Origin of the sequence: Paracoccus aminophilus JCM 7686 (assembly GCF_000444995.1) — a bacterium.
Lineage (GTDB): Bacteria > Pseudomonadota > Alphaproteobacteria > Rhodobacterales > Rhodobacteraceae > Paracoccus > Paracoccus aminophilus.
This window is the reverse complement of the sequence record NC_022041.1, coordinates 1074968-1098130: the sequence shown is the minus strand read 5'-3', so window position 1 is coordinate 1098130 and position 23163 is coordinate 1074968. Positions and strand designations below refer to the sequence as shown.

The 23163-nt window shown below is 62.7% G+C and carries 23 protein-coding genes and 1 tRNA gene; 10 read left to right on the top strand and 14 right to left on the bottom strand.

The features are described 5' to 3' along the window. Window positions 1-3 precede the first annotated feature (3 nt). The 7 genes from JCM7686_RS05460 to ccoN form a co-directional block, all read right to left on the bottom strand. Entirely contained in the window at window positions 4-2202 is a 2199-nt protein-coding gene (locus tag JCM7686_RS05460) for a heavy metal translocating P-type ATPase (RefSeq protein ID WP_020949861.1), read from the bottom strand. Then, window positions 2202-2666: a FixH family protein gene (locus JCM7686_RS05455; RefSeq protein WP_020949860.1), complete on the bottom strand. Its 465-nt coding sequence runs from the start codon at window positions 2664-2666 to the stop codon at window positions 2202-2204. Before JCM7686_RS05455 ends, JCM7686_RS05460 begins: the two co-directional genes overlap by 1 nt. After that, on the bottom strand, window positions 2663-4138 hold the full coding sequence (ccoG, locus tag JCM7686_RS05450; RefSeq protein ID WP_020949859.1) for a cytochrome c oxidase accessory protein CcoG: 1476 nt from the start codon (window positions 4136-4138) through the stop codon (window positions 2663-2665). The genes JCM7686_RS05455 and ccoG overlap by 4 nt, the downstream gene beginning before the upstream one ends. Before the next feature lie 305 nt (window positions 4139-4443). Then, window positions 4444-5376: a cytochrome-c oxidase, cbb3-type subunit III gene (gene ccoP, locus JCM7686_RS05445; protein WP_020949858.1), complete on the bottom strand. Its 933-nt coding sequence runs from the start codon at window positions 5374-5376 to the stop codon at window positions 4444-4446. Then, the gene (locus JCM7686_RS05440) at window positions 5376-5564 is read right to left on the bottom strand and encodes a CcoQ/FixQ family Cbb3-type cytochrome c oxidase assembly chaperone (protein ID WP_020949857.1); all 189 of its coding nucleotides are present in this window, start codon (window positions 5562-5564) and stop codon (window positions 5376-5378) included. The genes ccoP and JCM7686_RS05440 overlap by 1 nt, the downstream gene beginning before the upstream one ends. 10 nt (window positions 5565-5574) lie before the next feature. Further along, on the bottom strand, window positions 5575-6300 hold the full coding sequence (ccoO, locus tag JCM7686_RS05435) for a cytochrome-c oxidase, cbb3-type subunit II (protein ID WP_020949856.1): 726 nt from the start codon (window positions 6298-6300) through the stop codon (window positions 5575-5577). A 12-nt stretch (window positions 6301-6312) separates the two neighbouring features. After that, window positions 6313-7932 carry a cytochrome-c oxidase, cbb3-type subunit I gene (gene ccoN, locus JCM7686_RS05430; protein WP_020949855.1) on the bottom strand — a complete coding sequence of 540 codons (1620 nt, stop codon included), beginning with the start codon at window positions 7930-7932 and terminating at the stop codon, window positions 6313-6315. Window positions 7933-8168: 236 nt separating this feature from the next. Between ccoN and JCM7686_RS05425 the strand changes: the two genes are divergently transcribed. Continuing rightward, entirely contained in the window at window positions 8169-9002 is an 834-nt protein-coding gene (locus tag JCM7686_RS05425; RefSeq protein ID WP_020949854.1) for a universal stress protein, read from the top strand. Between the two features lie 40 nt (window positions 9003-9042). On the opposite strand, the gene fnrL is transcribed toward JCM7686_RS05425, so the two are convergent. Continuing rightward, on the bottom strand, window positions 9043-9792 hold the full coding sequence (gene fnrL, locus JCM7686_RS05420; RefSeq protein WP_020949853.1) for a transcriptional regulator FnrL: 750 nt from the start codon (window positions 9790-9792) through the stop codon (window positions 9043-9045). A gap of 53 nt (window positions 9793-9845) precedes the next feature. Between fnrL and hemN the strand changes: the two genes are divergently transcribed. Then, on the top strand, window positions 9846-11201 hold the full coding sequence (gene hemN / locus JCM7686_RS05415) for an oxygen-independent coproporphyrinogen III oxidase (protein WP_020949852.1): 1356 nt from the start codon (window positions 9846-9848) through the stop codon (window positions 11199-11201). Here hemN and JCM7686_RS05410 read toward each other — a convergent pair. The 3 genes from JCM7686_RS05410 to JCM7686_RS05400 form a co-directional block, all read right to left on the bottom strand. Then, window positions 11198-11644: a DUF2306 domain-containing protein gene (locus JCM7686_RS05410; RefSeq protein ID WP_020949851.1), complete on the bottom strand. Its 447-nt coding sequence runs from the start codon at window positions 11642-11644 to the stop codon at window positions 11198-11200. The genes hemN and JCM7686_RS05410 overlap by 4 nt on opposite strands. Before the next feature lie 25 nt (window positions 11645-11669). Beyond that, complete coding sequence (gene polA / locus JCM7686_RS05405) at window positions 11670-14498, bottom strand: DNA polymerase I (RefSeq protein WP_020949850.1); 2829 nt, start codon at window positions 14496-14498, stop codon at window positions 11670-11672. Between the two features lie 133 nt (window positions 14499-14631). Continuing rightward, window positions 14632-14820: a zinc-finger domain-containing protein gene (locus tag JCM7686_RS05400; RefSeq protein ID WP_020949849.1), complete on the bottom strand. Its 189-nt coding sequence runs from the start codon at window positions 14818-14820 to the stop codon at window positions 14632-14634. A 69-nt stretch (window positions 14821-14889) separates the two neighbouring features. Here JCM7686_RS05400 and JCM7686_RS05395 point away from each other — a divergent pair, with 69 nt between their 5' ends. After that, on the top strand, window positions 14890-15843 hold the full coding sequence (locus JCM7686_RS05395; protein WP_020949848.1) for an ABC transporter ATP-binding protein: 954 nt from the start codon (window positions 14890-14892) through the stop codon (window positions 15841-15843). A 49-nt stretch (window positions 15844-15892) separates the two neighbouring features. Here JCM7686_RS05395 and JCM7686_RS05390 read toward each other — a convergent pair whose 3' ends face one another. Then, on the bottom strand, window positions 15893-16273 hold the full coding sequence (locus JCM7686_RS05390; protein WP_020949847.1) for an HIT domain-containing protein: 381 nt from the start codon (window positions 16271-16273) through the stop codon (window positions 15893-15895). Between the two features lie 13 nt (window positions 16274-16286). Then, the gene (locus JCM7686_RS05385) at window positions 16287-17864 is read right to left on the bottom strand and encodes a DUF5928 domain-containing protein (RefSeq protein WP_020949846.1); all 1578 of its coding nucleotides are present in this window, start codon (window positions 17862-17864) and stop codon (window positions 16287-16289) included. A 150-nt stretch (window positions 17865-18014) separates the two neighbouring features. Here JCM7686_RS05385 and JCM7686_RS05380 point away from each other — a divergent pair, with 150 nt between their 5' ends. The 4 genes from JCM7686_RS05380 to JCM7686_RS05370 all read left to right on the top strand — a co-directional run bounded on the left by JCM7686_RS05380 (window position 18015) and on the right by JCM7686_RS05370 (window position 21432). Continuing rightward, window positions 18015-18833, top strand: coding sequence for a sulfotransferase family protein (locus JCM7686_RS05380; protein WP_020949845.1), 819 nt, complete (start codon window positions 18015-18017; stop codon window positions 18831-18833). A gap of 261 nt (window positions 18834-19094) precedes the next feature. Then, window positions 19095-19301, top strand: coding sequence for a 50S ribosomal protein L32 (gene rpmF / locus JCM7686_RS23865; RefSeq protein WP_020949844.1), 207 nt, complete (start codon window positions 19095-19097; stop codon window positions 19299-19301). A gap of 17 nt (window positions 19302-19318) precedes the next feature. Further along, window positions 19319-20461, top strand: a complete 1143-nt coding sequence (gene plsX, locus JCM7686_RS05375) for a phosphate acyltransferase PlsX (protein ID WP_020949843.1) — start codon at window positions 19319-19321, stop codon at window positions 20459-20461. Then, on the top strand, window positions 20458-21432 hold the full coding sequence (locus JCM7686_RS05370; RefSeq protein ID WP_020949842.1) for a beta-ketoacyl-ACP synthase III: 975 nt from the start codon (window positions 20458-20460) through the stop codon (window positions 21430-21432). Before plsX ends, JCM7686_RS05370 begins: the two co-directional genes overlap by 4 nt. Before the next feature lie 3 nt (window positions 21433-21435). Here JCM7686_RS05370 and JCM7686_RS05365 read toward each other — a convergent pair whose 3' ends face one another. Further along, entirely contained in the window at window positions 21436-21708 is a 273-nt protein-coding gene (locus JCM7686_RS05365; protein ID WP_020949841.1) for a DksA/TraR family C4-type zinc finger protein, read from the bottom strand. A 298-nt stretch (window positions 21709-22006) separates the two neighbouring features. Here JCM7686_RS05365 and ihfA point away from each other — a divergent pair, with 298 nt between their 5' ends. From ihfA to JCM7686_RS05350, 3 genes are all read left to right on the top strand, one after another. Continuing rightward, window positions 22007-22309, top strand: coding sequence for an integration host factor subunit alpha (gene ihfA, locus JCM7686_RS05360; RefSeq protein WP_020949840.1), 303 nt, complete (start codon window positions 22007-22009; stop codon window positions 22307-22309). A 6-nt stretch (window positions 22310-22315) separates the two neighbouring features. Further along, a complete protein-coding gene (locus JCM7686_RS05355) occupies window positions 22316-22927 on the top strand; it encodes a MerR family transcriptional regulator (protein ID WP_020949839.1) in 612 nt (203 codons plus the stop codon). Between the two features lie 114 nt (window positions 22928-23041). Next, window positions 23042-23119 (top strand) — tRNA-Pro (locus tag JCM7686_RS05350). Window positions 23120-23163 lie beyond the last annotated feature (44 nt).

Sequence of the window (23163 nt, the reverse complement as noted above, 5' to 3'; positions counted from 1 at the left end):
CTCCTATCTCAACCGCAGCGCGTTCAGGGTCACGGTAATCGAGCTGAGCGACATCGCCAAGGCGGCATGGAGTGGCGTCGCAAACCCCAGAAGCGCAATCGGCACGGCAACGATATTATAAATGCCTGAGATTGCGAAGTTTTCCTTGATCCGTTTGCGAGCGCGGCGGGCCACGTCCAACGCCTCCGCCACCGGGGCGAGGTCATGGCCGAGCAGCACGATATCCGAGGCGACGCGCGCCGCATCCAGCGCGGTTGCCGGAGAAATCGCAACCGAGGCCGCCGCAAGCGCCGCCGTGTCGTTCAGCCCGTCGCCGACCATCAGCACCTGAGCGCCGTCAGCCCGCAGCGCGGCGATGCGGTGGGCCTTTTCTTCGGGGGTCATCGCGGCCTGCCATTCCGGGATACCAAGCCGGGCCGCCGTATCGGCAACCACCGCCTCGGTATCGCCCGAAAGCAGCAGAACCCGCCGTCCCGTCGCCCGGATCTGAGCGATGCAGCTCTCGGCGCCGGGCCGCAAGCGATCCGCAAAATCGATGCGGATTGCGGGCTCATTGCCAATTGTCAGCCAACTCGCAGGTGCCGTGCCAAGGCTCTCACCCTCGCCCGCCCAGCCGAGCCGACCCAGCCGGACCGGAATGCCCTGCCAGCGCCCCTCGACGCCAAAGCCCGGCACCTCGCGCAAACCGGTCAGCCCTGCCGCTTCGACGCCCGCCTCGCCCAGACCAAGCGCCAACGCGCGCGATAGCGGATGGGACGAGACCCGCGCCAGCGCCAGCGCCACCGGCGCGGCATCATCGGGCAAGCTCGCCGGAGAGATGAGCTGGGGCGTTCCCATGGTCAGCGTGCCGGTCTTGTCGAAGACCACCGTCTCGACCTCGGCCAAACGCTCGAGCGCGGTGCCGTCCTTGATCAGAAGCCCCTTGCGGAAAAGCCGCCCCGAGGCCGCCGTGACCACAGCAGGCACCGCAAGCCCCAGCGCGCAGGGACAGGTGATGATCAGCACCGCCGCCGCGATATTGGCCGCAAGACGCAGATCTCCGCCCGAGGACCAGAACCAATAGCCAAAGCTCGCCAGCGCCAGAATATGCACGACCGGCGTGTAGAATTCCGAGGCTTTCTGCGCGAGCGTCGTGTAATGGCCGCGCGCCGATTCCGCCGCCGCGACCAGCTCGGTCAGCCGCGAGAGCGAGCTGTCGCGCCCCGCCGCCGTCACCTGCATCCGCAAGGGCCCGGTCAGGTTCACCTCGCCCGCCGACAGCGCAAGCCCCGGCCCCGCCGCGACCGGCAGGCTTTCCCCGGTCAGAAGCGAGCGGTCGATTTCGCTGTGCCCGGTCAGAACGATCCCATCGGCAGGCACGCGCGCGCCCGGACGGACCAACACCAGCTCGCCCGGAGCCAGATCGGCCAGCGCGACAACCTCTTCGAGATCGCCGTTCAGGCGGATGGCGCGGGGCACTTCAAGCGCGGTCAGCTGTTCGGCGGCCGAACGCGCCACCGCACGGGCACGAAAATCGAGGTAGCGCCCGATCAGCAGGAAGAAGCACAGCGAAACCACGCCGTCGAAATAGGCATGTGGCCCCGAATGCCAGGTTTCATAGACCGACATCGCGCTGGCCAGCACCAGCGCCAGCGAGATCGGGAAATCCATGCCGAGCCGGCCATGTTTCAGCCCGCGCCAGGCGCTCTCGAAGAAGGGCTTGCCGGCAAAGGCCACGGTCGGCAGCGCGATCGCGCCCGAGATCCAGTGGAAGAGATCGCGCGTGGCATGATCCGCGCCCGACCAGACCGCGACCGAGAGGATCATCACGTTCATCATGGCGAAGCCCGCGACGCCGAGGCGCATCAGCAGATCGCGGCTCTGACGCTCGGCGGCGGTCGAACTGAGCGCGGAAGGGTCAAGCTCATGCGCCTCATAGCCGACGCGCTCGATCACAGGGATAAGCTCTGCGGCAGTCAAACCCGGCGCGTCGATATTGACGCGGCGAAGCGTCAGGTTCACCCGCGCGCTTTTGACGCCGTCATGGGCCCGCAGCGCGCGCTCGACATCGGTGATACAGGTCGCGCAATGGATGCCGGGCAGCGACAGGATGACATCGCCCGGCACCTCTTTCGCGGCGACATGCAGGGCCAGAGGCACGACATCACAGGCCGGACAGGCCGAAAGCCGCGCCTCGAAATCCTGGGCCGTCGCATCGCTCATTACTCAACCCTCGCGCCGTGATAGTGGTCCAGCCGCTGGCGGAAGACGGTTCCATCCGCCGCTTTTGCGCTCAGATGGATGTTCCACGCCCCGGGGGCCAATGCAACCGGAGCGGTATAAACCCCATTCTGAAAGGTGAAGACCGGGCTCTGATCCTCGCGGACATGGGTCGGGCGACCGATGGTGACGCGCAGATCCTCGACCTTGACCGGCAGGTTCTGCGCATCGGTGATCTTCAGCTCCATGACCTTGCCGTCATAGCTTGGCCGGACCGTCCAGTTGAGCGCCTCTTGTGCGGCGCGCTCGCGGTCGAAGCTTTGCGAGGCGACATAGCTGTTCGAGACCTCGAGCCCCGGGAAAGTGCCAACCGCCTGCGACGCCATGTAAAGATTGACGGCAATGATAATGCCGAAAGCCCCGACGGTTATGCCCAGAACATGCCGCCCCGTGAGTTCGCGCCTCATGGTTTTTCCTTTCCGTGGAAGACAGTCTTGACCGAGCTGCGGACGCCATCGGTCCGGTCCTCGACCCAAAGCTGGATATCGCTGCGTTCGCGGCCCGCCAAAGCCGAGCCCGACGCGGCGGTCAGATAAATGCGCTGAGTGTGGGTGGCATCCGCAGGCACCTCGACATCATCCGCGCCAAGCCCTTCGAGCGTCAGCACGATATCGGGCAACGGCGCGCCCTGACGATCGGTGGCGACGATGGTGAAGTCATGGGGATTGCCGCGTTTGTTGCGCAGACGCATCTCATAGGTGTTGCGGATCGCGCCGTCCGAGAGGGTCACAAACAGCGGATTGCGCACCGGCGTGACGTTGAGATCGAAGGGCGAGCGCATGAACAGCGCCACGATCAGCCCAACGCCAATCCCCGCCCAAAGCGTGAAATAAAGGATCGTGCGCGGGCGCAGGATATGGCGGGTCAGCGGTTTGGGCGCCTCGCCCGCGCGCTCGGCGGTTTCGTCTTGCAGCGCGAGATAATCGATCAGCCCGCGCGGCTTGCCGATCTTGTCCATGACCTCGTCGCAGGCATCGATGCACAGAGCACAGGTGATGCATTCGAGCTGCTGGCCATCGCGGATGTCGATGCCCATCGGGCAGACGTTCACGCAAGCCATGCAATCAATGCAATCGCCTTTGGCGAGCGCCGGGGCTGTGGTCAGAGCCTCGGGCTCGGTCGGGGCTTTCTGACCTTTGCCGCGCGGCTCTCCGCGCCAGTCGCGATAGGCGACGGTCAGCGTGTTTTCATCCATCATCGCCGCCTGAATGCGCGGCCACGGACAGGCATAGATACAAATCTGCTCGCGCATGAAGCCGCCGAAGACAAAGGTCGTCGCGGTCAGGATCGCGATGGTCAGATAGGCGACCGGATGGGCATGGCCGGTCACGAGATTGCCCAGAAGCGTCGGCGCATCGGTGAAGTAAAACACCCATGCGCCGCCGGTCAGCGCGGCAATCACCAGCCAGATCACCCATTTCGTCAGCCGCAGCCGCAGCTTATGGGCGTCCCATTTCGCATTCCACAGCCTGACGCGGGCATTGCGGTCGCCCTCGACCCAGCGTTCGGTCAGGATGAAGAGATCGGTCCAGACCGTCTGGGGACAGGCATAGCCGCACCAGACCCGACCATAGGCCGAGGTAAAGAGAAACAGGCCAAGCCCCGCCATGATCAAAAGGCCCGCGATGAAATAGAATTCATGCGGCCAGATCTCGACCATGAAGAAGAAGAAACGGCGGTTGGCGATATCGACCAGAACCGCCTGATCGGGCAGGTTCGGTCCGCGATCCCAGCGCAGCCAGGGCGTGATGTAATAGATCGTCAGAGCGATCGCCATGATCGCCCATTTGAGATTGCGGAACTTGCCCTTGACCCGTCGCGGAAAAATCGGCTCGCGCGCCTGGTACAACGCAGGCGGCTCGATTTCGGGGGAAGACATGCTGGCTCTCCTTGTTCGCAGGTCCTCGATAGGCGCTTCAAGAAGGGTGCGCCTTGACCTGCATCAGATTTGCTGGCGCGGAACCTAGGCCCGTCATCCGGGCGCCGCGATCAGCCTCTTTGTCGCAGTCAGGCCAAAAGGCCCGGCCCAGGGGCAACCTGCGTCAAAGCGCCGCTTCTGGGAATTAAGCGGCGGAATTTTCATAGAAAAAAGGCGCGCCGGCCCTCGTGAAGCGCGCGAACAGGTGAGGACCGGCGGCCTCCCCCGCCACCGAAGCGGCGGGGAAGCGGGAGAAGGGGCGGGGCTTACTCGCCGCCTCCGAGACCGTGAACATAGGCGGCAACCGCACGGATATCGGCGTCCGAGAGACGGCTTTGCCACGACGGCATGACGCCGAAGGGACCATTGGTGACGATGCGCGTGATCGTCGCCTTGTCCGAGCCGTAAAGCCAGACCGCGTCGGTCAGGTTCGGCGCACCCTGCGCGCGATCGCCCTGCCCGTCCGCCCCGTGGCACGAGGCGCAATTGTCGGCAAAGACCGTCTCGCCCGCCTTCGCCAGCGCCGCGTCATGGGGCTGACCCGAGATCTCGAGCACATAGTTCACCGCCTGATCAATCTCGCGCTTGGTCAGCAGCTCGTCGATGCCAAAGCGCGGCATCTCGGAATAGCGCGTGTCCGGATCATGGGGATCGCGGATGCCGTGCAGGACGGTCGTATAGATCTCGTCGATCGTGCCGCCCCAGAGCCAGTCGTTGTCCAGCAGGTTCGCATAGCCCGGCGCCCCGGCCGCGCCCGAGCCGTGACATTGCGCGCACCAAGTCCGGAAGATCGCGCCCCCAGCATTGTTGGCGTAATTCACCAGATCAGGGTTTTTCGCGATGTCATCCAGCGGCGTCGCGACAAGCTTGGCCTGAATCGGCGCATTGGCCTCGTTGAAGCGGGCGATATCGGCGGCCACTTCCTTGCGCGGCGTGGTGCCCAAAATGCCCTGCGTGGCCTTGGTCAGCATCGGAATCGCCGGATAGGCGATGACATAGCCGACCGCCCAGACGACGGTCGCGAAGAACACCCACAACCACCAGCGCGGCAGCGGATTGTCATATTCGCGGATCCCGTCCCATTCATGGCCCGTCGAGGGCACCTCGACCTTTTCACGGCGACCTTTGGCATTGCGCACCACCCGGGTTTCCCGCGGGGCCGCAGCGGATTGGCTGAGTTCGTCGTTATGTCCGGTCATCACTTGACCTCCAACTCCCCGGACGAGGCCGGGTTCTTTTCGTTCCGAAAGATGCTTTCGGCCGCATCGCGGTGCAGGGGTTTCGATCCGGGGCGCATGGCAAAGATCAGCACGCCGATGAAGAACAACGTGAGCAGCAAGAGCACCCAGCTGTCGGCGAGAAAGCGCAGGAAGGAATAGGTATCCATCGGCGCCTCCTCAGCGGTTCGGATCGGGCTCGAAGGTCGAGAAATCAACCATCGTGCCGAGCACTTGCAGATAGGCGATCAGCGCATCCATCTCGGAAATCCCGGGCTGGCGGTCGAAATTGCGCTGCTGGGCGCCGGGATAGCGCGCCTCAAGCCCCGAGCTGTCCGCATCGGGATTAGCTTGCGCCCGGAAATCGGCCACCGCATTGGCGACCATCTCGTCGTCATAGGGCACGCCGACGGCGCGGTCGGTCGCCAAACGCTCTTTCATATTCGAGGGCTCGATCATGCGATTCAGGAGGAAGCCGTATTTCGGCATGATCGATTCCGGCACCACCGCTTGCGGGTTGGTCAGGTGGTCGATGTGCCATTCGTCCGAATAGCGGCCGCCGACGCGGGCGAGGTCAGGCCCCGTCCGCTTCGAGCCCCATTGGAACGGGTGGTCATACATCGATTCCGCGGCAAGGCTGTAATGGCCGTAGCGCTCGACCTCGTCGCGCATCGGACGGATCATCTGGCTGTGGCAGACATAGCAGCCCTCGCGGACATAGATGTCGCGGCCTTTAAGCTCGAGGGGCGTGTAGGGACGCACGCCTTCGACCTTCTCGATGGTGTTTTCGAGATAGAACAGCGGCGCGATCTGCACCATGCCGCCGATGGTCACGACAAGGAACGAGAAAACCAGCAACAGCGTGGCGTTCTTTTCGAGGATCTTGTGCTTTTCAAGAATGGCCATGATCCGTTCCCCTTATTCTGCCGGGACTGCGACGAGGGTGGACTGGGTCTTCGGCTGTTTGGCAACCGTGGCCCAGAGGTTGTAGGCCATGATCAGCCCGCCCGTGAGATAGAGGCAGCCGCCCAGAGCCCGCACCACGTTCATCGCGAATTTGGCCTGAACCACATCGGCGAAAGCGTTGACGAGGAAGCCCTGATTGTCGACTTCGCGCCACATCAGTCCCTCCATGATGCCCGAGACCCACATCGAGGCCGCGTAAAGCACCAGCCCGATGGTCGCGAGCCAGAAGTGCCAGCTGACGAGTTGCAGCGAATAGAGCTTGTCGCGACCCCAGAGGCGCGGCGTCAGATAGTAAAGCGCGCCAAAGGTGATCATGCCGTTCCAGCCCAGCGCGCCGGAATGGACGTGACCGATGGTCCAGTCGGTGTAATGCGACAGCGAGTTCACGGCTTTGATCGACATCATCGGACCCTCGAAGGTCGCCATGCCGTAAAAGCCCACCGCGACAACCATCATGCGGATGATCGGATCGGTGCGCAGTTTGTCCCATGCGCCCGAGAGCGTCATCAGGCCGTTGATCATGCCGCCCCACGAGGGCATCCACAGCATGATCGAGAAGACCATCCCCAGCGTCGCTGCCCATTCGGGCAATGCGGTGTAATGCAGGTGGTGGGGGCCGGCCCAGATATACATGAAGATCAGCGCCCAGAAGTGGATGATCGACAGCTTGTAGCTGTAGACCGGACGCTCGGCCTGTTTCGGAATGAAGTAATACATCATCCCGAGGAAACCCGCCGTCAGGAAGAAGCCGACCGCATTATGGCCATACCACCATTGCGTCATCGCATCTTGCACGCCGCCGAACAGCTGCACCGATTTCGACCCGAAGAGCGAGACCGGAAGCGCGAGGTTGTTGATGACATGCAGCATCGCGATGGTCACGATGAACGAGAGGTAAAACCAGTTCGCGACATAGATATGGGGCTCGCGCCGCTTGATGACCGTGCCAAGAAAGACTGCGAGATAGGCCAGCCAGACCACGACCAGCCACCAATCGGCATACCATTCCGGCTCGGCGTATTCCTTGGACTGCGTCGCGCCAAGGATATAGCCCGAAGCGGCCATGATGATGAAAAGGTTATAGCCCCAGAATACGAACCACGCGAGATTGCCGCCCCAAAGCCGCGCCGCAGAGGTGCGTTGGACGACATAGAACGAGGTTGCGATCAAAGCGTTGCCGCCAAAGGCAAAAATCACCGCCGAGGTATGCAGCGGGCGCAATTTTCCGAAATTGGTATAGCCCTGCGTCAGATCGCTGAAGTTCAGCGCCGGAAAGGCGAGCTGGAAGGCGATGACCACACCGACCAGAAAGCCGACCACGCCCCAGAAGGTGGTGGCGATCACCCCGGCCCGGATGACATCATCCATATATTCGGTTTCAGGGTGCGGATCGAGGCCGGGCTGGGCATTGCCCGAGCTGCGCAGCACACGAATAAAGAGAAAGCCTGAAACCAGCATCACGATCAGCGCGTTGACCAGATATGCCGGGTCGTCCGGGCGAGCGTAATTGGCGGCGATCGCGGCAGTGACCGCGATCGCTCCAAGCACGATCAGCTTGATGGTGTCCCACATGAGTAAAGAGTCCCTTCGTCAATGGTCTTCCGCTCCGAAAGCCTGCAGGCATTCGGTTCCACTTCCGACGATTGCAAATATTGCGGGCCGGGTAAGCCTTGCCTTGATCTGGGTCAATCCGCGCACAGACCGGCATTTTGCCGCAGCCACCCAAGACGAGGCCGCGTTTGACCGAAATCAAGGCAGGCCATCTGACCGGCCTTTATGCTTGAAAGATCAAAGAGAAAGGAACAGCCATGGGCTATAAATCCATTCTGACCGTCCTGACCAACCCCGGGCAAAAGGCGCAGTTTGACGCAGCCGTCAATCTGGCGCGGCGCGAGGATGCCCATCTCGATGTGTTCTGCCTTGGGGTCGATCACACGCAGAGCGGCTTTTACTATGCGGGGGCCTCGGCCTATGTCTTCCAAGAGGCAATCGACCGCGCCATGGCGGCAGCGGGCGATTTGCAGGGCAAGGTTCAGGCGGCGCTGGAACCCAAGGACATCCGCTGGTCGGTGGATTCGGCGGTGGCTCAGATCGGCGGGCTCGGCGCGCTGGTTGGCAGCAGGGCACGCTATTCGGATCTCGTCGTGCTTGGCCGTCCCTATGAGGGCGAAAGCAGCGCCGATGGCGAGGCGATCACCGAGGCTGCTTTGTTCGAAGGCGGCGCTCCGGTCCTGATCGTGCCGAGCGAACTGCCTGAAAACCTTGGCAAGAAGATCCTTGTGGCCTGGGACCAGTCAAATGAGGCTCTGGTCGCGACCCGGCGCGCCCTGCCCTTACTGCAAGCCGCGGATTCGGTCGAGATCACCGTGGTTGACCCCTCGCCCCACAGCCCCGAGCGCTCGGACCCCGGCGGCACGCTTTGCCAGATGCTGACGCGTCACGGCGTCAAGGCCGAGATCGCGGTTTTGGCCCGGACCTTGCCGAAGATCAGCGAGATCCTTGCGCGCCGCGCCACCGAGATCGGCGCCGATATGATCGTGATGGGGGCCTATGGCCATTCGCGCTTCCGCCAAGCGATCCTTGGCGGCGCCACGCGCAATATGCTGGAAGCGGCGACGATCCCGATCTTCATGGCGCGCTGACAGGGCGTGCTGACCCGGATCAGGGTCTTGAAGGCGGGCCTCAGATCAGCGGCCCGCCATCCGCATCATCGCCGCTTTCGGCGACCAGATCCTGATAGGAGGGGACATTGATCTGGCGTTTGCCGACCATGTCGATGATCCCGTCCTTCTTCAGCGCGGTGATCTGGCGGCTGACGGTTTCGAGCGTGAGGCCAAGATAATCGGCCATGGCCTCGCGCGTCAGCGGCAGCAAAACCGTCATGCGGCCCGTCGCCACATCCTTGTTCAGCGCCGCCTCACGCCGGCACAGGATCGCCAGCAGCGAGGCGATCTTTTCGCGCGCGCTTTTGCGGCCGAGCAGCAAGAGCCATTCGCGCGCGGCATCCAACTCGTCCAGCGTCATCTCGAGCAGGCGCTGAGTCAGACGCGGCGTGCGCGCCAGCAATTGCTCGAACGGCTTGCGCCGGAAACAGCACAGCAAGAGATCGGTGGTCGCGGTGACGGTATAGCTCACCCGCTCACGCCCGGGGCGGCCAAGGAAGTCGCTCGGCAGCAACAGCCCGACCATCTGGGTGCGCCCGTCCTCCATGGTCTGGGTCAGCGTCGCGACCCCAGAGACCACCGAGGCCACGAAATCCATGCGATCCCCCGACCAGGCGACCACCTGACCGGCGGAATAGGTGCGATAGACCTTGGCGTCCTCGAGAATATCGAGCTCGTCTTTTTCGCAATGGGCACAGACCGCGCGATAGCGGATCGGGCATTTTACACAGGCGGCTTGTGGCGCGATTAAGGCGACATCTTCAGGCATGGAGATTGACCTGCGTCAAGGTTTGAAGATTGAGCTTTTGACAACATAACCCCATGGACAATAAATCGCAACTTGAGCAATTGGGTCTCTTTGACGCGCGCGTGCCGCGCTATACGAGCTATCCCACCGCACCCCATTTCAAGCCCGATGTGACCGGGGCCACCTACCGGAGTTGGCTGCAAGAAATTCCTGAAAATTCAAAGGTCTCGCTTTACGTTCACGTGCCCTTCTGCTCGCGGCTCTGCTGGTTTTGCGCCTGCCGGACTCAGGGCACCCGGACCGAGGCGCCCCTGCGCGCCTATGCCGAAGTCCTGCTGCAAGAGCTGCGCATCCTGTGCGAGAATCTTCCCAAGGGGATTCGCCTGTCGCGATTGCATTGGGGCGGCGGCACGCCGACGCTTTTGCCCGCCGATGTGATGGCCCGGCTGGTCGGCGCGATGACCTCGGCCCTGCCTCTGGACGCGCAGGCAGAGTTCTCGGTCGAGATCGACCCGAATGAGATTGACGCCGAACGCCTTGGCGCCTTGGCCGAGGCCGGTCTGACCCGCGCCAGCATCGGCATTCAGGATTTCGACCCCGAGATCCAGAAGGCCATCGGTCGCGAGCAAAGTTTCGAGACGACGGCTCGCGCGGTTTCTCTGCTGCGCGCCCATGATATCGAAAGCCTGAATGCGGACATCCTCTTCGGCCTGCCCGGACAGGATCGCCGCAAGATGTCGGAATCGGTGCAGAAGCTGCTGGCGCTCTCGCCCGACCGGATTGCGCTTTACGGCTATGCCCATGTGCCTTGGGTCGCGAAACGTCAGGTGATGATCCCGGCCGAGACCCTGCCCGGCCCAGAGGAGCGGCTCGAGCTGTTCGAGACCGCCCGCGCGCTCTTTCTGGCCGATGGCTATGAAGAGATCGGCATCGACCATTTCGCGCGGCCCGGCGACGGTTTGGCCAAGGCGCAGGCCGAGGGGCGACTCCGGCGGAACTTTCAGGGCTATACCGACGATGCCGCCCAGGTGCTGATCGGGCTTGGCGCCTCGTCGATCTCGCATTTCCCGCAGGGCTATGCGCAGAACGACCCCGCGACGCGCGCTTATACCGCCGCGATCCGCTCGGGCGCGTTTCCGACCTTGCGCGGCCATGTCTTCAGCGCCGAGGACCAATGGCGCGCGCGCATGATCGAGGCGCTGATGTGCGATTTCCGCATCTCTGCCACCGAGATGTCGCGCCGCTTCGGGCTCTCGGGCGAGGATCTCGCGCGGATCTTCGCCCCGATCCGCGCCCGCTTTGGCGAGATGATCCACATCGACGCAGACGGACTTGCGATCGTGGACAAGGGCCGCCCGCTGACCCGCATGATCGCCCAGATGTTTGACGCCTATGACATGGCGTCAGCCGGTCACTCGACCGCGATCTAGGGGGCGATCTGGCCCGCTGCGATCGGGCAGAGATTGCCCGAGAGATGCGAGCCGAAGACCACGTCATGCAGGAGCCGGCCGGGCAGCAGTGTCAGCAGCCCGGCCACGACCAGCGCGAAGACATAGGTCAGCACCATGATGCGCGCATGTCGCGCGATCTTGCCGCGTCGTGCCGAGATCACGCCGAGCGGCAGCATCGCCAGCGTGAAGATCGACAGCAGATGCAGCGCCGAAAAGCCGCCGAGCTGGCAGATCGTATGGATGAAGAACGAGCTCAGCGCGACCACCACGGTCACGCCGACAAAGAGCCAGCCGGTCAGCCGATGACCCCGCCCGCCTTTCGGCCTCAGGATTTGGACCGCGCCCAACACCGTCGCGGCCAGCGCCGCGACGACATGGATCTGGACCGCCATGGGTGCGGCCCAAAGCGGCGCAAGGCTCATGGCCTGCCCCCCGAACCGGGCGTGCTCAATGGGCAGCCGCCCAATTCGCGCCCTGCCCCGCGTCAACCACCAGAGGCACTGACAGCTTCACCGCCGGATCGGGCGAGTTTTCCATGATCGCGCGCGCAGCAGTGATCAGCTGATCGACCGCGCCGTCCTCGACCTCGAAGACCAATTCATCATGGACCTGCAACAGCATCCGCGCGGGAATGCCGCGGATCGCCTCGGGCATCCGGATCATCGCGCGACGGATGATATCCGCCGCCGCCCCTTGGATCGGCGCGTTGATCGCGGCGCGGCGTGCGCCCCCGGCGGCGGGCCCTGACTGGTTGATCCCCGGCGTCATGATCCGGCGGCCAAAGAGCGTGCGGACATAGCCGTCGCGTTTGGCATCCTCGACCGTGCGGTCCATATAGGCGCGAATTTCCGGGAAACGCTCGAAATAGGTGTCGATGAAGGCCTGCGCCTCGGCACGCGGAATGCGCAGGTTCCGCGCCAGACCAAAGCCCGAAATCCCATAGATGACGCCAAAGTTGATCGCTTTCGCGCGGCGACGGATCATCGGATCCATGCCATCGACCGGGACGCCGAACATCTGGCTCGCGGTCATGGCGTGAATGTCGATCCCATCGCGAAACGCCTGTTTCAGCGCGGGAATATCCGCGACATGGGCGAGAATGCGCAGTTCGATCTGGCTATAGTCGAGGCTGACGATCTTATGGCCCGCAGGCGCAATAAAGGCCTCGCGGATGCGGCGGCCCTCATCGGTGCGCACGGGGATGTTTTGCAGGTTCGGATCGGTCGAGGCCAGACGCCCGGTCTGCGCACCGGTGATCGAATAAGAAGTGTGTACGCGACCCGTCTCTTTGTTGACATGGGTCTGGAGCGCATCGGTATAGGTCGATTTGAGCTTCGAGATCTGGCGCCAGTCGAGCACGCGGCCGGGCAGCTCGTGGCCTTCGGCGGCGAGATCTTCAAGCACGTCGGCGCTGGTCGAATAAGCGCCGGTCTTGCCCTGTTTGCCGCCCTGCAGGCTCATCTTGTCAAAGAGGATCTCGCCCAATTGCTTCGGCGAGCCCACGTTGAACTTCTCGCCCGCAAGCCCGTGGATCTCATCCTCGAGCTGGGCCATTTTCTGGGCAAAGGCATTCGACATGCGCGCGAGATGGTCGGTATCGACCTTGACGCCTGCCATTTCCATATCGGCGAGAACCGGGATCATCGGCACTTCCAGCGTGCGATAAGCGGTCGTGACCGCATTCGGGCCAAGCTGGGGCCGGAAGAAATGCCAAAGCCGCCAGGTCACCTCGGCATCCTCGCCCGCATAGGGCGCGGCCTTGTCGATCGGCACCTGCGCGAAGGTGATCTGCGATTTGCCCGAGCCGATCAGCTCCTTGATCGGAATGGTCTGATGACCAAGATGCGCCTCGGCCAAAGCGTCCATGCCGTGGCCAATGCCGCCCCCCGCGTTCAGCGCGAAGGACATCAGCATCGTGTCCTCGACTGGGGTCATGCGGATGCCGTGGCGGGCAAAGATCTTCCAGTCGTATTTGACGTTTTGGCCGATCTTCAGCGTCGCCGGGTCTTCCAGCATCGGCTTCAGCAGCGCGAGCGCCTCGGCCAGGGCCATCTGCCCCGGCGCCAGATCGCCCGAGCCGAAAAGATCGGCCGCTCCATCGACATGGCCAAGCGGCAGATAGGCCGCGCGCCCCGGCCCGGTCGAGAGCGAGACGCCGACGAGATCGGCCTCCATCTCGTCCAGCCCCGAGGTCTCGGTATCGACGGCAACCGCGCCAAGCGTCGCGATTTCGGCCAGCCAGTCCTTGAGCGTCGCCGCGTCGCGAATGGTGACATAGGCCTCGCGGTTGATCGGAGGCAGCTCGACCGAGCCCGCAGGCGCAGTCACCGCGGCGGGCGTCGAGACTGTGACCGCCGGAGCCTCTTTGCCGAAGCGGTCGGCCACGCGATTGGTCAGGGTGCGGAACTCCATCCGCGACAGGAAATCGAGCAAAGCCTCGTGGTTGGGCTCCTGCACCTCAAGGCTCTCGAGGGTGAATTCCACCGGCGTGTTGCAATCGAGCTGAACCAGCCGCTTCGAGATGCGGATCAGCTCGGCATTGTCTTGCAGCACCTGACGGCGCTTGGGCTGCTTGATCTCGCCTGCGCGGGCAAGCAGCGTCTCGAGATCGCCATATTCGTTGATCAAGAGCGCCGCCGTCTTGATCCCGATCCCCGGCGCGCCCGGCACGTTGTCAACGGAATCGCCCGCAAGCGCCTGAATATCCACGACCTTGTCGGGAGTGACGCCGAATTTCTCAAAGACCTCATCGGGGCCGATGGGCTTGTTCTTCATCGGGTCCATCATATCGACGCCGTCGCCGATCAGCTGCATCAGATCCTTGTCCGAGCTGATGATCGTGGCCGTGCCGCCTGCCGCGCGGGCCTGACAGGCGAGCGTCGCGATAATGTCGTCGGCCTCGTAATCCTGCTGCTCGATACAGGCGATATTGAAGGCGCGGGTCGCCTCGCGCGTCAGCGGGAATTGCGGGCGCAGATCCTCGGGCAGCTCGGGGCGGTTGGCTTTATATTCGGGATAGATCTCGTTGCGGAAGGTCTTCGAGGAATGGTCAAAGATCACCGCCGCATGGGTCGGGGCATCGGCGCCGCTGCTGTCCTGGATGTATTTCCACAGCATATTGCAGAACCCCGCCACCGCCCCGATCGGCGTGCCGTCGGATTTGCGCGTCAGCGGCGGCAGCGCGTGATAGGCGCGGAAGATAAAGGCCGAGCCATCGATCAGATGAAGGTGGCTGCCCTTGCCGAATTTGGCGGGGGCGTCATTGCTCTGGGTCATGGTCGGTCCTTTCGATTGGCATCCGTTTTGCCACGACTGGGCCGAGGGGCCAAGCCCGCGCGGAATGCAAAAGCCCGCGCAAGGGGGCGCGGGCCGGAGAGGTCACGACGGAACGGGAAATCCCGCCCGGTGATCAGTGATCGTCGTGGGCATGATCGCGGTCGATCTCGAAACGCTTGTCGCAATAGCCGCATTCGACAAAGCCGGTTTCTGCCGGAATCGCCAGCCAGACGCGGGGATGGCCGAGGCCCTTGCTCTCGTCGCCATCACAGGCAACTTTCCAGGACGTGACGATCTGAATTTCCGGGGCCGGAAGAGTCATGGCGATTCCTTGAGCTTTGACGCGAAACGGGTGTAAACCGCGCCAGATATTAGCCAGAGCCCGTCGCCGATGCCAGCCCCCGATCGTTCCAATCCCACCCGTCCCGCCGCGATCGAGATCACCGATCTGCGCAAAACCTATGCCGCTGCGGGCTCCGCCCCGGCCAAGGAGGCGTTGAAGGGGCTTAATCTTGCGATTCCCTCGGGCAGCATCTTCGGGCTTCTGGGGCCGAATGGTGCAGGAAAATCGACCACGATCAATATCATGGCCGGTCTCGTCAACAAGACCGCCGGCAAGGTCCGGATCTGTGGTTTCGATCAGGACCAGAACCCGCGCCAATCGCGCGCGGCCATCGGGGTGATGCCGCAAGAGCTGAACATCGACCCCTTCTTCACGCCGCGCGCCAGCCTTGAGGTGCAGGCCGGGCTCTACGGCGTCCCGAAATCCGAGCGCTGGACCGATGAGCTGCTTGCGCTGGTCGGGCTCAGCGATCAGGCGGAAAGCTATTCGCGCCATCTGTCGGGCGGCATGAAGCGGCGGCTTTTGCTGGCGAAGGCACTGGTTCACAAGCCGCGCATCCTTGTCCTCGACGAGCCGACCGCCGGGGTCGATATCGGGTTGCGCGAAATGCTTTGGGCCAATGTGCGCCAGCTCAACGAGCGCGGCATGACGATCATCCTGACGACGCATTATCTCGAAGAGGCCGAAGAGATGTGCGACCAGATCGCGATCATCGACCGGGGCGAGCTGATCGTCAGCGAGACGACCGAGACGATTCTGGGCCGCGCCGATCAAAAGACGCTGATTCTCGATACCGGAGAAGGCGATGCTTTGCCCGCCCTGCCAGAAGGCGTGCGGGCCGAGCGGCGCGCGGATGGGCGGCTCGCCTTGAGCTATGCGCCCTCGCAACTGCGCGCTGATGCCATGATTGACGCGGTGCGCGCGGCGGGGCTTCCGATCATCGATGTCGCGACCGAAAGCCCGGATCTGGAAGATGTCTTCCTGCGGCTGACCTCACGCTAGGATCAGCCCGAAAGGCCAACGAAAAGAGCCGGTCGAAACCGGCCTTTGCTTAGGCTTCGGGGTGAACCAGCATCGCGCCAAGCGGGCGGCCCGCCAGCAGATGCAGGTGGAAATGCGGGACTTCCTGATGGGAATGCTCGCCCGAATTGGCGATGGCGCGGAAGCCCTTGCCGGTGTCCATCGAGATCCCGAGATCATGCGAGACCTTGGCTGCCGTGCGCATGAAATCCATGATCTCGACCTCCGAGGCATTCGCGGCGAAATCCTCGAAGCTAACATAGGCGCCCTTCGGGATCACCAGCACATGGACCGGCGCCTGCGGGCGGATGTCGCGGAAAACCAGCGTATGTTCGGTCTCGGTCACCGTATCATTCGGGATCTCACCGCGCAGGATACGGGCGAAAATGTTCTGGTCGTCGTAGGTAGCCATGGTCACTCTCCGGTCAGTCGATGAACAGATCTGGGGTCGCGGCAAGTCCCGCAGCACATTCGGCGGAAATGCCAAGGAAACGCGCCAGCTCGGCCGCATTGTCTTCGGGTTTGGCCAGCGGCGAAATCACATGGAAGCGCTCGAACTCCATATCGCGCAAGCGGTCGGCTTCATGTTCAAGATCGCGCCGCACCATCGGCAGCAGGCGCTCGATCAGCTCGGGATCGGCCGAGCCTCCGGCAAGACCAACCCGCCCGATATGGCCGCGCAGATAATCGTCGTCGAAATTTGTCTCGATGAGAAGGACCCGGGTATCGGCCTTGTCGGCGACAAAATCCTCGATGAGGCTGAGCGCCGAACTGTCGAGACACAGCACCAGCCGATCGCTCTTGAACTGCTCGAACAGCAGCTTGACCACCGCACGGCGATGGCGGTCGCGCTTGCCGACCGAGCTTTCAACGCCGCCCATATCCGGCAGATGGGCCTCGTGCTCGTTAAACAGATAATCGACGGCGGGAATCGTCGTGTCAGCCCGGATCGCGGCGGTCAGCCGTTTGGCGACATGCCATTTCTTCGAGGCCACCAGCAAAAGCGCCTTGTCGCGCCCAAGCATCCCCTCGCTTTCCCAGAAACGCTGAGTGAAGCGCCGCCCGATTCGACCGCGTCCGGTAAAGAAGCGGTAAAGCTCGGTCGCCTCGTTCGCGGTCGAGAAATGCACGCCCTCGGTCGCCCAAAGCGCGCCAAGCCGGGCGCGGAGTTCAAGCGCCTCGGGGCTGATCTTGCGCGCGAACAGATAATTCTGCCGCAAGAGCAGGTCATACTGGTCGTTATAAAAGACCACCGGCATACCGTAATCGGTGAAGATCAGATAGGTCAGCGTGCGGTTACGCAGCTCGTTGCGCGGCACGACATGGGGCACGATGGTCTGGAAAAAGGTCTCGTCCGGGATCCATGTCGTCGAAAAGAAGCGCATGACATCGGGGCGCGAATCGCAAAAGGCCAGCACCTTCTCGATGGTCTGGCGCCTGAGGCACCACCATTGCGAGCCGATCATGATCTTGAGATCGCCCGGGATCTTGCGCGACAGGCCCAGTTTTTGCTGAAGCGCCAGCGAGGTGTAAAAGAGCCGCGGCTGGGTGCGTTCATTGAACCAGAAGCGATAGATCAGCCGCTCTTCCTTCAGGCCAACCTTGATCCAGTTCGAGCCGAAGAAATCATTGTGCTCGATATAGTCGCATTCGTCGGAATCGAGCAACTCATGGGCATATTCGGCCGATTTGATCGGCATGCAATCGCCAGAGAGCATGTAGAAATGGGTCGCCGCCGGAAAGCTTGCGACGGCGGCGCGCACCGCTTCAAGCGTGGCCGCGACCAAGGACCATTCGCCCCAGCCGCATTTGTGGCGCCGATTCGCAAATGTCACCGAAGGGTTGTCGGCGAGGGCCGTGCGAATCTGGGCGAAAGCCGCCTGATCGGCGCGCGGATCGAAATGAATCGAAACATAATCGCCCGAGGCTGTCAGTCGCCGGGCCTGTGCAATGACCCCCGGGGCGTCCTTGTGGCACAGCAGAATGAACGCAATTCTCGCCATAAGTCTCAAAGTTCTGTTGTATCGAATAAAATCCGGGACAAACGCGTGAAAGCCCGTGATCGAATTGCTTTCTGTCTCTAACGATTTTAGCAGGTAGAGCAAGCTCGACGGGCAGGTGTCCGTCCCCCTGAACGCGAAAGGCAGCCGACGATGGAATTTCCCGGAACCTGGATGACCGAGAGTGGTAGCATGGTCTATCGGGTCGTCCCGAAATGTGCCTGCTCATCCATTGGCCAGATCATGTTCTATTCGGATCATGGACGCTATTTCGAAGGCGATATCCATGACAGCAAGGATGGCCTGCACAAATGGTCTCAGGACCAGAGCCGCGCCCCGATCGAAGAGGCCGTGCGCAACCATGACAGCGTGACCTTCACCTGCGTCAGAAACCCCTATGCACGGATTCTGTCGTCCTTCTTCGACAAGATCGCCGGGATCCAGCGCAACGGGAAACGCTACCGCGGCAATCTCGTGCCCCAGCTCTTGCAGCGTTACGGCATCGAGGTCGGCAGCCCCGAGGACAATTTCGACTTCGACCAGATCAAGAGCTTCCGCCGCTTCCTGCTGTTTGCGCGCGACACCATCCGTTGGCGCCGCCCGATGGAGCCCGACATTCACTGGTCCGCCGTCTCGGGCCATGTCGCGACCTTCATCGCCAATGGCGGACGTTACGACCAGATCTTCTTTACCGAGAAGTTTGACGAGGGCATGGCCAAGGTGCTCGCCGCGACCGAGACCCCGGTCAACGTCGATCTGACCAAGGTGCCGCGGTTCAACGAATCCGAAGGCCACGGCCCGAAGCGCGCCCATAAGGTCAGCGATTATTTCGACGATCTTTCGCGCCATCTCGTCTGGGAAATCTACAAACGCGACTTCAAGCTTTTCCGCTATGATTTCGACAATCCCGATAACAAGCTGCCTCTGGGCGAAATCGACATCGACGAAGTCCACGCCAAGCTTGGAAAATAAAGCCAAGGCCCGGTGAAAGGCAGCGCCGCTTTGGCGTGATCGCCGGTGACCGGGCTTTTTTTCGAGAATGGACTTGCGAAAAACGGGAATCCCGCTATTTTCGCGCGTTCATTCGAGCGGTGGGGTACTTCCTCAGGCCGGTCCTGCCCTTTCGACTTGCGGGCATGAGCGTCCTAGCCTAATGCCTTGCATCGATCCGAAACGCATAACACGGGGCCGTCCATTTTGGACCCAGCCCCCCGAACCACCCGAGGTTGAGACATGGCCGTCCCTCAGAACCGAGTTACCCGGTCCCGCCGTAACATGCGTCGTTCGCACGACGCTCTCGTTGCTGGCAATCCGAACGAATGCACCAACTGCGGTGAGCTCAAGCGCCCGCACCACGTCTGCCCGTCTTGCGGTCACTATGCTGACCGTGAAGTCGTCGCGCAGGCGAATGCCGTCGATCTGGACGACGACGCGGCATAATCGGTAGTCCCGCGGACATGTCCTCGGTCGAGCTGAAAAACCCGGCGCTTACCTCCTCTTCCGGTGGAAGCGTGGTGGTATCGGTTGACGCCATGGGAGGCGATCGCGGTCCGACCGCGGTCATTTCCGGCATTGCCGAAAGTGCGGCCGAGAATCCGGATATCCGGTATATCGTCCACGGTCCCCAAGCCGAGCTTGAACGGCTGATTGCCCAGCATAGCGGGCTGTCGGCCCGTTGCACCATCCGCGATGCGGCTGGCGTTGTCACGATGAGTGACAAGCCCAGTCAGGTCGTGCGCAATGGCGATGGCACCAGCATGTGGTCGACCATCGATTCGGTGCGCACGCATGAAGCCTCTGTTGCCGTTTCCTGCGGCAATACCGGCGCGTTGATGGCGCTGTCGATGATCCGGTTGCGCAAGCTTCCGGGCGTCAACCGCCCCGCCATCGCCTGCCTCTGGCCCTCGCGCAATCCGCAGGGCTTCAACATCATGCTCGATGTCGGTGCCGATATCCGGGCGGATGCTCCAGATCTTCTTCAATACGCCCTGATGGGCTCGGCCTATTGCCGCAACGGGCTTGGCGTCGAGCGCCCCCGCATCGGCCTGATGAATGTCGGGACCGAAGAGCATAAGGGCAAGGCAGAGCTGAAACTGGCCGGAGAGCTGATCTCCAAGGCCGCAGCGGATGCCAATTTCGAATATATCGGCTTTGTCGAAGGCGGCGATTTGGCCTCGTCCAAGGTCGATGTCATCGTCATGGACGGTTTCACCGGCAATATCGCCCTGAAAGCCGGCGAGGGAACCGCCAAGCTGGTCGGCGAGTTCCTGAAGGACGCTTTCAGCAATTCGATCCTGTCGAAATTCGCGGCCCTTCTGGCGATGACCTCGCTCAAGCGCCTGCAGCGCCGGATCGATCCCCGCCGTGTCAATGGCGGCGTCTTTCTGGGGCTCAACGGCACGGTCGTGAAATCGCACGGCTCTGCCGATTCGACAGGCGTTGCCGCCGCGATCCGTCTGGCCGTTCAGCTCGTGCAATCGGGCTTTCAGGACCGGCTCGCCGCGCGCGTCGCACAATCCGCCACCTCGATCGAGGATGGCCCAGAACAATCGGCGACGGCACAGCAGGCCGATCAGCCGGTATCGGAGAACAAGGCATGATTCGTCGCTCGGTCGTTCGGGGAACCGGTCACTATCTCCCCGAACGCGTTGAAGAGAACGCGTTCTTTGAACAAAATCTCGACACGACCGATGAATGGATCCGTGCCCGGACCGGGATCGAGCGGCGCCATTTCGCGGCCGAAGGTCAAACCACCAGCGATCTCGGCATTGAAGCGGCTAAGGCCGCTTTGGCCAATGCCGGGCTGACCGCCGATGACATCGACGCGATTATCGTCGCGACCTCGACCCCCGATCTGACCTTCCCTTCTGTCGCGACGATGATTCAAGCCGGGATCGGCATGAAACGCGGCTTTGCTTTTGACGTTCAGGCGGTATGCGCGGGCTTTGTCTATGCGCTTTCGACCGCCGATGCCCTGCTGCGCGCCGGTCAGGCCGACCGCATTCTGGTGATCGGCGCCGAGGTCTTCAGCCGAATCCTCGACTGGAGCGACCGCGGCACCTGCGTGCTTTTCGGCGATGGCGCGGGCGCCGTCATTCTGGAGGCGCAGGACGGTCAGGGCACCAAGGAAGATCGCGGCATTCTGGCGCTCGATCTGAATTCGGACGGCCAATACCGCGATCTGCTTTATGTCGATGGCGGCGTTGCCACCACCGGCACGGCGGGTCATCTGCGGATGCAGGGCAATCTCGTCTTCCGCCATGCCGTCGAGAAACTCGCCGCAACCGCCCATCGCGCGATCGAGCGCGCCGGTCTTGCGCAAGACGATGTCGATTGGCTGGTGCCGCATCAGGCCAATATCCGGATCATCGAGGCCACCGCGAAGCGCATGGGCCTGCCGATGGACAAGGTCGTGCTGACCGTGGCCGATCACGGCAATACCTCGGCGGCCTCGATTCCGCTGGCGATGTCGGTCGCCAATGCCGAGGGTCGTTTCAACCCCGGCGATATTCTGGTGGCCGAGGCGATCGGCGGCGGTCTTGCCTGGGGCGCCGTCGTTCTGCGCTGGTAACGCCTATTTCATCTGCGAATCCTTCGAACCGCGACGGTTGAACCCGGCGCGGGATCGAAAAGAGCCATCCCGGCTTTGCTGACAGGACACGCAAAGCCGCACGCCCGGCACCGCCTTGCGGCGGGCAAGCGGGATCGGCTCGCCGCATTCTTCACATACCTCAAGGCTTTCGCCGCGCAATGCCTCACGCTCGGCCCGCATCCGGGCGAGCTCATCGGCAATCGAGGCCTCGATCTGTTCATTCACCGCGCCGTCGCGCGCCCATCCTCCGGCCATAGTCTCCTCACAATCTCGCCACCGAACGGCTGAAACTCCCAATTTAGGCAGTCCACGCCAAAGTTCAAATCCGTCAAAAGGCGGCCGATTGGCGCGATCACAGCAGAGCTGGGGGCAAAACCAAACCGAACAGTTCGGCAGATTTTGGCACAGAGCCAACCGTTTCCCCCCCGAAATGCAATCGGATGCCTCGAATAATCGTTGAATTCCGTATAGATGCGGGAACAGATTGCTTGGTGCGATGTTGACTCGGCACAGCAAAATCCGCATCCTGACATCCATTCGAAAGGTTGACCTGATGAGCGACTCCACCCTGACCCGCATGGATCTGGCAGAAGCAGTATTCCGCGACGTGGGACTTTCCCGCCACGAATCGGCTCAGCTTGTCGAAAGCGTCCTTGGCCATATCTCTGACGCGCTGGTGCGCGGCGAGCAGGTCAAGATCTCGTCCTTTGGCACGTTTTCGGTCCGCGACAAGAACGAGCGGATCGGCCGCAACCCCAAAACCGGGGAAGAAGTGCCGATTACCCCCCGGCGGGTGCTCACATTCCGGCCCTCGCATCTGATGAAGGATCGCGTGGCCGAGGGAAACAAGCGCTAGGATGACATGACCAAATCGCCCGACGCCTTCCGCTCCATCGGTGAGGTCTCTCGCCTCGTAGGCGTCGCGCCGCATGTCTTGCGCTATTGGGAAGGCCAGTTCAGCCAGCTTTCCCCGGTCAAACGCGCCGATGGCCGGCGTTATTACCGCCCCGATGATGTGCGTCTGGTCGCGGGCCTGTGTCAGGTCATGCGCGAAGAAGGGCTGTCGATCCGGGGCGCGAAACGCCTGATCGCCGAAGACCGGGGCGCGGCCCTGCGTCGGCTTGGCGCGCTGCGTCTGGGCGATGGCGCAACCGACCAGACCGAGGCGCTGGCGACCCCTCGCCTTGTCCTTGCCGATGAGCCTGCCGAGGCGGCGTTGACGCTGCAACTCGACCTGACCGACGCCCCCGCGCCACCTGCGCGAGCCGAGACGTCAATCGCGCGCAAACGGTCTCGCCCTGCGCCCGAAGACGAGTCTTTGCCGCTTTTTCCCGAGATTGCGATCATTCCCGAAAACGAATGGCTCGGCCGCCTTGTCGCGACCGCCGCCGCGCTTGGGCGTCGCGATCCTCATGCCGATCCCCTGCCCGCAGGCGCGCGCGCGCTGCGCGACGGGCTGCGCAACGCCGACTGAGCACGCCATGTCGCGCGTCATTTCAGGGGCTTTGGCCCGCGCGAAAAATTACCGCGAAGAATCAGGCTTTCGCCTCTTGTGCTCTGCGCCGGGATCGCACTATATGGCCTCGTTCGGGCCGTGGCGCAGCCTGGTTAGCGCGTCCGTCTGGGGGGCGGAAGGTCGAGAGTTCGAATCTCTCCGGCCCGACCAAATCAGAAAGGCTCACTCCGGTCTCGGGGTGAGCCTTTCCGTTT